A 12,405-nucleotide genomic window follows, 5' to 3' on the forward strand; every position below is an offset into this window, starting at 1 on the left:
GGGGATCCCTCCCAGGAAACAGTCAGATAGTTGAAATATTTTTATCTGCCCTCTAGGGTCGCCGTCGGAGCGGGTGCTGCCCCGACCGGGCCGTCAGGTCCCCGGTCGCCGGGCGCCTCGCGGAAGTGGTAATCCCTCCGACCCGATGAGGAGTTCGCGGCACATGGGCATGCTCGACGGAAAGGTCGCCATCGTGACCGGCGGTGGCCGGGGGCTGGGCCGGGCCCATTGCCTCACACTCGCGGCGGCCGGGGCCACGGTCGTCGTCAACGACATCGGCGCCGGGCTGCACGGCGAGTCGTCCGCGGAGAGCCCCGCGGACGAGGTCGTCAAGGAGATCACCGCGGCGGGCGGCACCGCCACCACGGACGGCACGTCGGTCAGCGACTGGTCCGGGGTCGAGGAGTTGGTGCGCTCGACGGCCAAGGAGTTCGGCCGGCTGGACATCGTGGTCAACAACGCCGGCATCGTGCGGGACCGGATGCTCTTCTCGATGTCTGAGGAGGAGTTCGACGCGGTCATCGCCGTCCATCTCAAGGGCACGTTCGCGCTCACCCGGCACGCCTGTGCGTACTGGCGCGAGCAGTCCAAGCTCGGGCAGCCAGTCAGCGGCCGCATCGTCAACACCACCTCCGGGACCGGCCTGTTCGGCAACGCCGGCCAAGCCAACTACGGTGCCGCCAAGGCGGGCATCGTCTCGCTGACCCAGATCACTGCGATTGAGATGGCTCGCTACAACGTCACCGCGAACGCCGTGTCCCCGCTCGCGGCCACCCGGATGACCCAGGGGATCGAGAAGGTCGCGGCGGACTCGCGGTCCGACGGGTTCAATCCGCGCGACCCCGCGAACACCTCCGGCGTGGTCGCCTACCTCGCCTCGGACGCCGCCGGTTGGCTGACCGGGCAGGTGCTGCGTGTGGACGGGGACAAGGTCCAGCGCCTCACCGGCTGGGCCATCGAGGGGGAGTACGCCAGTGCCTCGGGCGAGGCTCTCACCCCGGAGGAGCTGGTCTCCGCCATGCCCCAGATGTATGGGGCGGCCCCGCTGGGTCGCGCCTACCGTCGTTCCTGATCTACCCCTTCCTCGCTCTTTGTCTGAAGAGAGGCTCTTCCGATGATCCGCAACCGGGTGACGGAACTGTTCGGGGTGGACCACCCCATCGTCCAGGGCGGCATGCAGTGGGTGGGGACCGCGGAGCTGGTCTCCGCCGTCGCGAACGCCGGCGCGATCGGCATGATCACCGCGCTCACCCAGCCCACCCCCGAGGACCTGCGCAAGGAGATTGCGCGGTGTCGGGACATGACGGACAAGCCGTTCGGCGTGAACCTGACCGTGCTGCCGTCCATCCGGCCGATGCCGTACCGGGAGTACGCCCAGGTCATCGCGGACTGCGGGATCACCATGGTCGAGACCGCAGGCTCGAACCCGCAACAGTTCATGTCGATCTTCAACGACTCTGGCATCAAGGTCATCCACAAGTGCACGAGCGTCCGGCACGCCCTCAAGGCGCAGGACGTCGGCGTCAGCGTGGTCAGTGTGGACGGCTTCGAGTGCGCTGGGCACCCCGGTGAGGACGACGTCACCAACCTCGTGCTGGTCCCCGCGGTCCGCCGCGCGCTGTACATACCGATCATCGCATCGGGCGGTATCGGGGACGGGTGCGGCTTGGCCGCCGCCCTCATGCTCGGTGCCGAGGGCGTCAACATGGGCACCCGGTTCATGTGCACAGTCGAGGCGCCCATCCATGAGAACGTCAAGCAGGCCATGGTCGACTCGGACGAGCTGCAGACCGACCTGATCCTGCGCACGCTGCGCAATACCGCGCGGGTGGCCAAGAACAGCGTCAGCACCGAGGTCGTCCGGATCCTCAACGAAGGCGGCGTGTTCGAGGACGTCCGCGAGCTGGTCGCCGGTGCCCGCGGCCGCACGGTCTACGAGACCGGCGACGTCGAGGCGGGGATCTGGACCGCGGGTCTGGTCGTCGGCCTGATCCACGACATACCCACCTGCGCCGAGCTGGTCTCCCGGATGGTCGCTGAGGCCCAGGAGTTGATCAGCGGTGTGAGTGCGACGGTGAGCGTGCGCGCGGCCTGACCGCGCGGGATCACCGAGGAAGGGAGCGAGACGTGACGCTGACGGCCGAGGAGATGAGCGCCCGGGACGCCTGGTTCCGGGAGCACTGGAGCCGGCACGTGCCGTTCAACCGGGAGATCGGTCTGGAGATCGTCGACTGGGAGCCTGGTTTCGTGCGGGGCAGGCTGAAGTACCAGGACAAGCTCTCCGCACACGACGGCTTGTTCCATGGCGGCGTCCTGGCCACCGCTCTCGACTCGGTCGGCGGCGGCTGCGTCGCCGCCGGACACGACTACAACCTCGGGAGCCGGTTCACCACGGTGTCCATGACCGTGCAGTACATGGGCGTCGCACCAGGGGAGCCGGAGGTACTGGTCGAAGGCACCTGCGTCAAGCGGGGGCGGCGGCTCAACTTCTCCCGCTCGCAGGTGGTGACCCACGACGGACGGATCCTCGCCGAGGCGGTGCTGACGATCAGCGCCTCCGGCGAGCGCCCGCGCGTTGGGGCGGTCGAGAGGACCCCCGCCTCCTGACAGCGGACACCGACGAACCACGAGTGCACGGGAGCACGAGGGTGACGACGACGTTCAGGGCCGAGGCGGTCGAGGCCGCGCGCCTGCCGTAGGTGCTCACCGCGCACATCGGTGGGGAGTTCTCCGGCCCCGGCGGGGGACCGTCCTCGAGGTCGACGACCCGGCCACCGGCGGCGTCGTCGGCCGGTTCGAGGTCACGCCCGCGGACCTGGTCGCGCGGGCCGTGGCGGACGCGCACGAGGCCTTCGGGCAGTGGACCGCGCTCGCGCCGGTCGAGTGGAGCGACTGCTCGCGGCGGTCGCGGCGCTGATCCGTCGGGACGCCGACTTGCTGGCCCGGCTGGAGAGCATCGACTCGGGCGAGCCGGTCTCGCAGGCCCGCACGGACATCGCGGGCAGCGCCCGGTACTTCGAGTGCTGTGCCGGGCTTGCGGACAAGATCCACGGTGAGACGCTCCCGCAGGCGAGCGGGACCTTTGCCTGCACCCGGCGCGAGCCGTTCGGGGTGGTCGCGCACTTCACCCCATGGAACGCGCCGCTCACCCAGCTCACCCGCCGCGTCTGGTGGCGGGCAACACGATGGTGTCAAGCCCTCCGAGCTGACCCCGCTGACCTCGGTGTACCTGGCGCGGCTGGTGGTCGAGGCCGGGCTGCCCGCGGGCCGCGCCGGTGATGAGTGCAACCTTCCCGCTCAGTCGTCCCAGGGCTGTACTCTCTCGTGCGGTCTTCGAACCCGGGATCCGGGGAACCGTGTTCCGGCGGCTCGCGGGCGCGCTCGTTCAGTCTGTGGGCAGCGGGTCCGGGACCGTGGGGGCCGCGGGGTCCCACGGCGCGAACGCGGGCGGGCGCTTCTCGAGGTGCGAGGTCACGCCCTCCCTCCTTGAAGTCGTGGTGCCGGCGCAGCACCGTGTACCACCAGCGGATGGCCAACGTGCGGGCCTCGTCGTGGGTGCTCTCCAACGCCTCGTAGACCTGCTGCTTCATGATCCCCATGGCCGCGGGGGAGCTGGTCGCCGCCAGGCCGCGGGCATAATCCAGCGTCGCCGGGAGGAGCTCCTCGGGTTCGTAGACGCGATCCACCAGGCCCAGCTCGAGGGCCTCCTGGCCCATCACGATCCGCCCGGAGAACAACAGGTCCAGCGCCTGTGACGTGCTCATCACCCGGGTCAGGGCGAAAGCCAGGCCGTGCTCGGCCATGATCCCGCGCTGGGCGAAGGCGGTGGTCGCCTTGGCCTTGCTGGACAGGAACCGCAGGTCGCAGTTCATCGCGGCGATCAGCCCGATGCCCGCGCAGGCCCCGTTGATCGCCGCGATGATCGGCTTGCGGATCGTGCGCGGCAGGGTGACCGGCTCCCGCTTGTGCGGGTGGGTGGTCAGGGTTGGGTCGCCGACCTGGTCAGAGAGGGCCTGCGTGTCCATGCCGGGGCAGAACGCACGCCTCTGGCCGGTCACCACGATGACCCGGACCTCCGGGTCCTGCTCGCACTCCTTCAACAGCCGGTAGTACTTCAGCTCCATCGGGACCGACCAGGAGTTGTTGCGGTCCGGCCGGTTGAACCGCGGGATCGCGACGCCGTCGGTCACCTCGCGCAGGACGAGGTCCTCGCCGGGGTGGTCTCGGTCATGGGTGCCTCCGTCATTTCGGGCGCGCCTCCTTGGGCAGGCCGAGCACCGACTCGGCGAGAATGTTCCGCTGGACCTGGGACGTCCCGGCGTAGATCGTGCCGGAGATCGCGGCCATCCAGGTGTCGACCCAGGAGGCCGACGAGTTCGGCGCGCCGGGGTCGTCCGCGCGGTAGTGCCGGATCGGCTTGCGGCCGGTCGGGGCGAGCGCGTCCGCCCCGAGCAGGCTCACGCCCAGGTCGGTGGTGACCTTGTGGTGCTCGCTCCAGAAGAGCTTGGACACCGAGGCGTCCCGGCCGGGGACCTCGCCCTTCAGCCAGCCGGTGAGCGTGCGGAAGCCGAGATAGCGCATGATCTGGGTTCGCGTGTAGGCCTTCACGAGTTCGTTGCGTACCTTGTCGTCGCCGGAGCGGCCCCGCTCCTTCGCCAAGGCGATGAGCCGGTCGACCTCCGCGCCGAAGAAGATCGGGTTGGTGGCCACCTCGTCGCCGCGCTCCAGGCCCAGCAGCGCCATCGCGGCCTGCCAGCCCTGGTTCGGGCCGATGACGATGTTCTCCTCGGCGGTGCGGGCGCCGTCGAAGAAGGTCTCGTTGAAGCTCGAGCCGCCGACCATGGTGCGGATGGGGCGGATGGTGATGCCGGGCTGGTCGATCGGCACCAGGAGCATCGAGATGCCCTTGTGCCGCTGGGCCTCCGGATCCGTGCGGGTCATCACGAAGATCCAGTTGGCCGTCCGGGCGTCGGAGGTCCAGATCTTCTGTCCGTCGATGACCCACTCGCCGTCGACGAGCCGGGCCCGGGTGCGCAGCCCGGCCAGGTCCGAGCCGGCGCCCGGCTCCGAGAAGCCCTGGCACCACTTGTCCTCGCCGCTGACGATCCGGGGGAGGAAGTGCCGCTTCTGCTCGTCCGTGCCGAAGCGCAGCAGCAGGTTCCCGATCATCTTGATCGAGAAGTTGTCGTTGATGCCGTACGGCGGGACCTCGGCCTTCGCGAACTCCTCCGCGAGGACGACCTGGCCGAGCTTGTCCAGCCCGGCGCCGCCGTACTCCTTCGGCCAGGCCGGGGCGACGTAGCCGGACTCCGCGAGCCGGGTGCGCCACCACGCGGTGAACTCGCGCGCCTCGGCGTCGTCCAGCTTGCCCAGCCCCGGGAAGGAAGTCCTTCGGCAGCTCGCGGGCGAGGAAGGCGCGTACCTCGGTGCGCAGCTCCTCCGCCTCCGGGGGGTACACGATGTCCACTACGTACGCTCCTTGCCGAACCAGGGCGCCCGGCGCTCCACGAAGGCCCGGAAGCCCTCCTGGCCGTCTGCGCTCGCCTGCAGGTCCGTGGCAGCCGCCCGCTCCCGGACGATGCCCTCGGCGACGGTAAGGGCCGCGGTCTCGCGCAGCAGTGACTTGGTGCGCCGCGGGACGAGCGCCGCGCCCGCGGCGAGCTCGTCCGCGAGCGCGCGGGCCTGCTCCAGCACCGCCTCGGGGGAGTCGCAGACGCGGTTGGCCAGGCCCACCTCATAGGCCCGGGCCCCCGTGATCGTGCTGCCCAGCATGATCATCTCAGTGGCGAGGCCGGCGGACCGACCGAGTTCAGCGAGGGCCCCTCCAGCACCAGGTGCATCACCCCGTGCTTGTCGAGCTCGAGCCGGAGGCTCGGGAAGTCGGCGCAGCGATCGCCCATGCGGCACTTTCCTTCGGTTGACCGGTTCTGGAGCCCTCGTCGGCCGCCGTTGCCCGCCCGGCCGACCGTCCGTATAGTTCTATCATCTAGATGGTAAGGGTGTCAGCACGCAAGTCGGCCGTTCCGACGGACACCTCCGAGTCGCCATCGAGCCTGCCGGTGAGGAGACACATGTCCGACGTGGTGATCGTCGAAGCCGCCCGTTCCGCCGTCGGGAAGAAGCGGGGTGGGCTGTCCCACTACCCTTCCCCTGATCTCTTCGCGGACGTGCTGAAGGCGGCCGTCGACCGGACGGGGATCGACTCCGCGCTGGTCGGCCAAGTGGCGGGCGGCTGCGTGAGCCAGGTCGGGATGCAGTCCGGGAACGTCACCCGTAGCGCCTGGTTGGCGGCGGGGCTCGACCACCGGACGGCCGCGTTCACCGTGCACACGCAGTGCGGGTCGTCGCAGCAGGCCTTCACCCTCGCCTACGGCCTCGTCTCGAGCGGGGTCACGGACGTCGCCGTCGCGGGCGGCGTCGAGTCGATGAACCAGGTCCCGATGGGGTCGTCGGGGCTGCCGGAGCTGGGTACCCCGCGCACGCCGCGGTACGAGGAGCGGTACGAGATCGTCACCCAGTTCGAGGCGGTCGAGCGGATCGCGGAGAAGTGGGGGGTGACCCGCGAGGACGCCGAGCAGTTCGCCGTCACCTCCCAGGAGCGGGCGGCCCGCGCCATCGCCGAGGGCCGGTTCGAGTCCCAGATCGTCCCGGTCGAGACGCCGGTGGTGGACGAGAGCGGCGTGGTCGTCGGTACGAAGACGGTCGCTGTGGACGAGGGCCCGCGCCCGACCACCCTGGAGTCGCTCGCCGGGCTGCGGCTGAACCTGCCGGACCGCCCCGGCGGCTGCGTGCACACCGCCGGCACGTCGTCGCAGATCTCGGACGGGGCCTCGGCCCTGGTGCTGACGACCGAGGCCAAGGCCGCCGAGCTGGGGCTGCGGCCGCGGGCGCGGGTCGTCGACAGCCTGCTGGTGGGCAGCGACCCGGTGCTCACACTCACCGGACCCATCCCGGCCACCCAGGCCCTGCTGGAGCGCACCGGGCTCACGCTCGAGGACATCGACGTCGTCGAGGTCAACGAGGCGTTCGCGTCGATCGTGCTGGCCTGGGCGCAGGAGACCAAGGCGGACATGGAGCAGGTCAACGTCAACGGCGGCGCGATCGCGCTGGGGCACCCGCTGGGCGGGACCGGCGGCATCCTGCTGACCAAGGCCCTGAACGAGCTCGAGCGCACCGGCGGCCGCTACGGCCTGGTCACCATGTGTGTGGGCGGCGGGCAGGGCACCGGCACGATCATCGAGCGGCTGTAGCGCGTCGGCCCCGATCGACTGGAGGATACGTCACAGTGGACCTGTCACTCAGCCCGGAGCTCGCCGACTTCCAGGAGGAGGTGCGGACCTGGCTGGACGAGCACGTGGTGGGGGAGTTCGCGCGCCACCGCGGGGTCGGCTTCTCCTGGGACGCCGAGGCGTGGGACCTGCGGCTGGCCTGGGACCGCGAGCTCGCGGCCGGCGGCTGGCTCTGCATGGGCTGGCCCCACGAGTACGGCGGCCGGGACGCGACGGTGGACCAGCAGCTGATCTTCCAGCTGGAGTACGCGCGGGCGGACCCGCCGTTCCGGGCGACCACCCAGGGGCAGGACCTCTTCGGCCCCACGCTGCTGCACTCCGGGACCGCCGAGCAGAAGGCCCGCTTCCTGCCGCCGATCACCCGGGTCGAGGAGCTGTGGGGCCAGGGCTTCAGCGAGCCGAGCAACGGCTCCGACCTGGCCGGACTGCGCACCCGCGCCCGCCGCGACGGTGACGAGTGGGTCATCGACGGGCAGAAGGTGTGGACCTCCCACGGCGGCTACGCGGACTGGATGTACGTGCTCTGCCGCACCGATCCGGAGGCCCCACGGCACAAGGGCATCTCGATGCTCGTCGTGCCGGTGGACCAGCCCGGGGTGGACGTCCGGTGGATCCGCAACTCCCTCGGCGGGGACGACTTCTGCGAGGTCTTCTTCAACGAGGCGCGCACGCGCGCCGATCTCGTCGTCGGCGAGGTCAACGGGGGCTGGGGCGTGGCGATGGGCGCGCTCGGCACCGAGCGCGGTACCACGCTGCTCGCCGAGCACCTGCGCGTCCAGCACGAGGTTCGGGAGATCATCGAGGCCGCCAAGGCGAACGGCCGCACCCCGGATGCCGCGCTGCGCCAGGACCTCGTCCAGGCCTGGACGGACGCCCGGATCATGGAGTGGAATGGGCGGCGGCTGATGTCGGCGATCAAGGGCGGTAGCACCACCGACCCGACCACGCAGGCGTCGCTCAGCAAGGTATTCGCGAGCCGGGCGCACACGCGGATCGGGGAGACCGCGATGCGGGCTCAGGACGCTGCGAGCGAGCTGGTCGGCGCGGACTACTCCCTGAACCGGCTGCAGCAGGTGTTCCTCGGCACACGGGCCGAGTCGATCTTCGGCGGGACCACCCAGGTGCAGCTCAACGTGCTCAGCGAGCGCACCCTCGGCCTGCCTCGCGAACCGCGGCCCTCGTGAGCACGCGAATCGATTCGACCGAGCCCATGAGCAGGTCACATGACACCCCCGAGCACTGCGGCGTGCCCGGGACGAACCCCTTCCGGAAGGGATGAGTCGCAGTGGATTTCGCACTCAACGCGGAGCAGACCACGCTGCAGGGCGTGTTGCGGGAGTTCCTCTCCGAGCGCGCCGGCGAGACGGCGGTGCGGGCCCAGATGGCCGAGCCCGCGGGCTTCGACCGACAGCTGTGGAAGCGGATGGGCGCGGAGCAGGGTCTGCAGGGTCTCGCCGTGCCGGAGGAGTACGGCGGTGCGGGGTTCACCTTTGTCGAGCTCGGGATCGTGCTCGAGGAGATGGGGCGCGCGCTGACGGTCTCGCCCTTCCTCGCCTCGGCGGTGATGGCCCCGCAGCTGTTCCTCGCTCTCGGTGACACCGAGGCCTGCGAGCGGTGGCTGCCCGGCCTGGCCAGCGGAGACACGGTCGCGACCGTGGCGCTCGCCGAGGACTCCGGATCGTGGGAGAGCGGTGAGGTCAGGCTCGCGGCGCGACGCGAGGGCGAGGGATGGGTGCTCGACGGGCACAAGTCCTTCGTCGTGGACGGTGCGGCGGCCGACCTCGTGCTGGTCGTCGCCCGGGCCGAGGACGGGATCGGCGTCTTCGCCGTCGAGTCCTCGGCCGAAGGCCTTGACCGCACCCCGCTGCCGACGATGGACCAGACGCGGAAGCTGGCCCGCCTGACGTTCGGCGGGACCCCCGCCACCCGCCTCGTCTCGACGGATGCGGCCGCCGCCGTCGAGCGGATGCTGGACCTCACCCGCATCGCCCTCGCGGCCGACGCACTTGGCGGCAGCGGACGCGTCCTCGACATGTCGGTCGAGTACGCCAAGGTGCGTGAGCAGTTCGGCCGCCCCATCGGCTCCTTCCAGGCCATCAAGCACATGTGCGCGAACATGCTCGTGGAGCTGGAGTCCTCCCGCTCGGCCGTGTACTACGCGCTGTGGGCCGCGGCCACCGGGCACGAGGACACCTCGGTCGTCGCCCCGATGGTCAAGGCGCACTGCGTGGACGCCTATCTGTCCGCGGCGGGGGACAACATCCAGATCCACGGTGGCATCGGCTTCACTTGGGAGCACCCGGCGCACCTGTACCTCAAGCGCGCCAAGAGCTCGCAGGCGCTGCTCGGTGGCTCGGACCTGCACCGTCGGATCGTCGCGGAGCGCATCGGGATCTGATCCCGCGCCACTCGTGCCGGAGCCCCGAGGACCACGTCTCCGGGGCTCCGGCACGTCGGGTTCAGCGCCCGGCGGGCTGCTCCGCGCGGTCGACCACCGTGCCGGATTCGATGAGCTCCTCGACACGGTCCGCGGACAGGCCCCAGTCCAGGAGGACGTCCCGGGACTCGCGACCGGGCACCGCGGGCGGTTGGGTGATGGCCGCGGGGGTGCGGCTCAGCCGCGGCGCGGGCGCGGGCTGGATCACGTTGAACTCCTCGACGATGGTCCCGCGTGCTGCGTTGTGCGGGTGGGAGCGAGCCTCGGCGAAGGTGAGGATCGGGGTGACGCAGGCGTCGGTGCCGTCGAACAGGGACGCCCAGTGGTCGCGGGTCTCGCCGCGGAAGATACCGGCGAACAGCTCCGTCAGGGCAGGCCAGTTCGACGGATCGTCGCGGTCCGGCAGGGTCTCGAGCGCCAGGCCCAACTTCTCGACCATGATCGCGTAGAACTGTGGCTCGATCGGGGCGACTGCGAGGTAGCGCCCGTCCGCGGTCTCGTAGGTGTTGTAGTAGGGCGAGCCGCCGTCGCAGAAGTTCGTGCCCGGTTGGTCGAGGTGCCAGCGGCCCTGGGCGGTCATCGCGTAGATCAGGGTGGTGAGGGAGGCGACCCCGTCGACCATCGCGGCGTCGATGACCTGTCCCCGGCCCGACCGTTGGGCCTCGAGGACCGCGCTGACGATGCCGAAGGCCATCATCAGCCCACCCCCGCCGAAATCCGCGATGAAGCCGGGAGGGCTGGGCGGACGCGTGTCCGTCGAGCGCTGCAGCAGAGTGAGCGCGCCGGTCAGGCCGAGGTAGTTGAGGTCGTGACCCGCCATGTGGGCCAGTGGCCCCTCCTGACCCCAGCCCGTCATCCGCGCATAGACGAGGCGCTCGTTGCGCCCGTGGCAGACGTCGGGCCCGAAGCCGAGTCGCTCCGCGACCCCGGGACGGAACCCCTCGAGTATCACGTCCGCGCTCACGACGAGGTCCAGCAGGGTGTCCAGGCCCTCCGGGCGCTTCATGTCGACGGCGACCGAGCGTCGACCGCGGGCCAGGGCGTAGAGCTCGGGTGAGCCCTTGACCGGGCCGGGGCGGTCGATCCGGATGACGTCCGCCCCCATGTCCGCCAGCAGCATCGCGGCGTACGGGCCCGGGCCCATGCCGGCGAGCTCGATGACCTTGATCCCGCATAGTGGCCCGTAAGGGGCGGATGCGGCGCCGGAGCGGTCAGCGGATGACACGCGCGGCCCCAGGGCGAACGGCGGCGTACAACCCAGGGCGATTCAGATAGATCATTCGGTATTATGACTGCGGCGAGAAAGTGAGGGCAAGGCAGCGAGGCGGCCGAAGCCACCTGTCCCCAGGTCTTGAACGCAGGCGAAACAGGGATCGGGTAAACTAAACTACTCAACTAACGTTCATCGTGAGTACGACCCGAGGGGGAGAGGCAGTGAGCGAGCTTGGGGCCGTGCGTGTCGGGAGCCTGCAGCCACCGCGCCTGCCGAAAATGGCGGAGCTGATCGCGAACCAGTTGCGTCGACAGATCGTACGGGGTCAACTCGCCGAGGGCGAGGCCCTCCCGTCGGAGGCCGAGCTGTTGGAGCGGTTCGGCGTCTCCCGACCCACCCTGCGCGAGGCCTTGCGCGTACTCGAGTCCGAGTCGCTGATCACCGTCCGTCGCGGCGCGCACGGCGGCGCGCGTGTCCAGGTGCCGAACATCGACGTCGCGGCGCGCTACGCCGGGTTCGTCCTCGAGCACCGTGGGACCACCCTGGCGGACGTGTACGAGGCCCGGATCCTCCTTGAGCCGCCGATCGTGGGCCTGCTCGCGGGGCGACGGACAGACCAGGACGTGCAGCGGCTACGGGCGGCACTCGAGGAGCACGAGGCCACCGCACATGTGCCGATGGTCGCCATCCGCACGCACACCGCCTTCCACGCCCTGCTTGTCGAGCTCACGGGCAACCAGACGCTGCGGGTCCTGACCGGCATGGTCCAGCACATCATCGACCGAGCCAACCTGGAGTGGGTGGAGTCGAAGGTCGCCACGCCAGAGGAGACCGGCATGAGCCTGGGCCTACGAGCTCACCACCGGGTCGTCGACCTCATCGAGGCCGGGGTGCAGTCCGGCGCCGAGGAGGTCTGGCGCAAGCATCTGACCGAGGCCCGCGACTACCTCCTGCGGCCGGACGTGACCACCGTCCTGGACCTCATGAGCTGACAGCGCTGCTCGACGACGTTCCACACATCTCCGACGACCCCGGCGTGCACGCCGGGGTCGTTCTCGTGTGTGCCCAGCATGGGCGATTGCTTGGGGGTGGAAGTCCCCTGGGGGAAGAGGTGGTGCTAACCCCGAGCCGGAGGCAAGGGCGTCATCGTGAGATGGGGTCTGGAGGAAGCCCGAGGCGAGACCTGGGTACCGAGGAACACGAACCGCGTATGAGGCGTGCTGGTCGGGTGAGCCTGCACGAGAAGGTGAAGCCCGTCACTGCCAAGAAGGCCAGTGCGTAAACGCGGCGGGGATCCAGGGACAGTGATCGTTCTTACCTGGGGAGGTCTGTCCGGGTGTCGGTTGTGCTGAAGACGTCGCCGCGCCGACGGGCAGCGCCGGAAGGTGCTGTCTGACCGGGCAGAGGTCAGCAGAGGTCGTAGTACCAGCCGGGATGAGTCGCGGGGCGGCGGGCTGGGAAGGGCC

General features: G+C 70.2%; 13 protein-coding genes. 8 read left to right on the forward strand and 5 right to left on the reverse strand.

Annotation, left to right across the window (positions count from 1 at the left end; translation table 11 throughout):
- Window positions 1–163 precede the first annotated feature (163 nt).
- From IEZ19_RS42930 to IEZ19_RS53910, 4 genes are all read left to right on the forward strand, one after another.
- Window positions 164–1,072 carry an SDR family NAD(P)-dependent oxidoreductase gene (locus tag IEZ19_RS42930; RefSeq protein WP_189316836.1) on the forward strand — a complete coding sequence of 303 codons (909 nt, stop codon included), beginning with the start codon at window positions 164–166 and terminating at the stop codon, window positions 1,070–1,072.
- A gap of 42 nt (window positions 1,073–1,114) precedes the next feature.
- Window positions 1,115–2,095: an NAD(P)H-dependent flavin oxidoreductase gene (locus tag IEZ19_RS42935; protein WP_189316837.1), complete on the forward strand. Its 981-nt coding sequence runs from the start codon at window positions 1,115–1,117 to the stop codon at window positions 2,093–2,095.
- Window positions 2,096–2,127: 32 nt separating this feature from the next.
- The gene (locus IEZ19_RS42940; protein ID WP_189316838.1) at window positions 2,128–2,607 is read left to right on the forward strand and encodes a PaaI family thioesterase; all 480 of its coding nucleotides are present in this window, start codon (window positions 2,128–2,130) and stop codon (window positions 2,605–2,607) included.
- Window positions 2,608–2,859: 252 nt separating this feature from the next.
- Window positions 2,860–3,279, forward strand: a complete 420-nt coding sequence (locus IEZ19_RS53910; RefSeq protein ID WP_373297143.1) for an aldehyde dehydrogenase family protein — start codon at window positions 2,860–2,862, stop codon at window positions 3,277–3,279.
- On the opposite strand, the gene IEZ19_RS42950 is transcribed toward IEZ19_RS53910, so the two are convergent.
- The 4 genes from IEZ19_RS42950 to IEZ19_RS52785 all read right to left on the reverse strand — a co-directional run bounded on the left by IEZ19_RS42950 (window position 3,192) and on the right by IEZ19_RS52785 (window position 5,900).
- Window positions 3,192–4,190, reverse strand: coding sequence for an enoyl-CoA hydratase-related protein (locus IEZ19_RS42950; RefSeq protein ID WP_229841499.1), 999 nt, complete (start codon window positions 4,188–4,190; stop codon window positions 3,192–3,194). The two genes, IEZ19_RS53910 and IEZ19_RS42950, sit on opposite strands and share 88 nt — an antisense overlap.
- A 52-nt stretch (window positions 4,191–4,242) precedes the next feature.
- Window positions 4,243–5,373 carry an acyl-CoA dehydrogenase family protein gene (locus IEZ19_RS42955; RefSeq protein WP_308429078.1) on the reverse strand — a complete coding sequence of 377 codons (1,131 nt, stop codon included), beginning with the start codon at window positions 5,371–5,373 and terminating at the stop codon, window positions 4,243–4,245.
- Window positions 5,374–5,466: 93 nt separating this feature from the next.
- The gene (locus IEZ19_RS42960) at window positions 5,467–5,772 is read right to left on the reverse strand and encodes an enoyl-CoA hydratase/isomerase family protein (protein WP_189316840.1); all 306 of its coding nucleotides are present in this window, start codon (window positions 5,770–5,772) and stop codon (window positions 5,467–5,469) included.
- Between the two features lie 2 nt (window positions 5,773–5,774).
- On the reverse strand, window positions 5,775–5,900 hold the full coding sequence (locus IEZ19_RS52785) for a hypothetical protein (protein ID WP_268248752.1): 126 nt from the start codon (window positions 5,898–5,900) through the stop codon (window positions 5,775–5,777).
- 171 nt (window positions 5,901–6,071) lie between these two features.
- On the opposite strand from IEZ19_RS52785, the gene IEZ19_RS42965 reads away from it, so the two are divergent.
- From IEZ19_RS42965 to IEZ19_RS42975, 3 genes are all read left to right on the forward strand, one after another.
- On the forward strand, window positions 6,072–7,250 hold the full coding sequence (locus IEZ19_RS42965; protein WP_189316841.1) for a thiolase family protein: 1,179 nt from the start codon (window positions 6,072–6,074) through the stop codon (window positions 7,248–7,250).
- A 35-nt stretch (window positions 7,251–7,285) separates the two neighbouring features.
- The gene (locus IEZ19_RS42970) at window positions 7,286–8,473 is read left to right on the forward strand and encodes an acyl-CoA dehydrogenase family protein (RefSeq protein WP_189316842.1); all 1,188 of its coding nucleotides are present in this window, start codon (window positions 7,286–7,288) and stop codon (window positions 8,471–8,473) included.
- A 101-nt stretch (window positions 8,474–8,574) separates the two neighbouring features.
- Entirely contained in the window at window positions 8,575–9,687 is a 1,113-nt protein-coding gene (locus IEZ19_RS42975) for an acyl-CoA dehydrogenase family protein (RefSeq protein WP_189316843.1), read from the forward strand.
- Between the two features lie 61 nt (window positions 9,688–9,748).
- Here the strand turns inward: IEZ19_RS42975 and IEZ19_RS42980 are convergent, their stop codons facing one another.
- Window positions 9,749–10,951 carry a CaiB/BaiF CoA transferase family protein gene (locus IEZ19_RS42980; protein WP_268248754.1) on the reverse strand — a complete coding sequence of 401 codons (1,203 nt, stop codon included), beginning with the start codon at window positions 10,949–10,951 and terminating at the stop codon, window positions 9,749–9,751.
- Window positions 10,952–11,160: 209 nt separating this feature from the next.
- Here IEZ19_RS42980 and IEZ19_RS42985 point away from each other — a divergent pair, with 209 nt between their 5' ends.
- On the forward strand, window positions 11,161–11,931 hold the full coding sequence (locus tag IEZ19_RS42985; protein WP_229841500.1) for a FadR/GntR family transcriptional regulator: 771 nt from the start codon (window positions 11,161–11,163) through the stop codon (window positions 11,929–11,931).
- Window positions 11,932–12,405 lie beyond the last annotated feature (474 nt).

Origin of the sequence: Streptomyces brasiliensis, assembly GCF_014647875.1 — a bacterium.
GTDB classification, from domain to species: Bacteria; Actinomycetota; Actinomycetes; order Streptomycetales; family Streptomycetaceae; genus Streptomyces; species Streptomyces brasiliensis.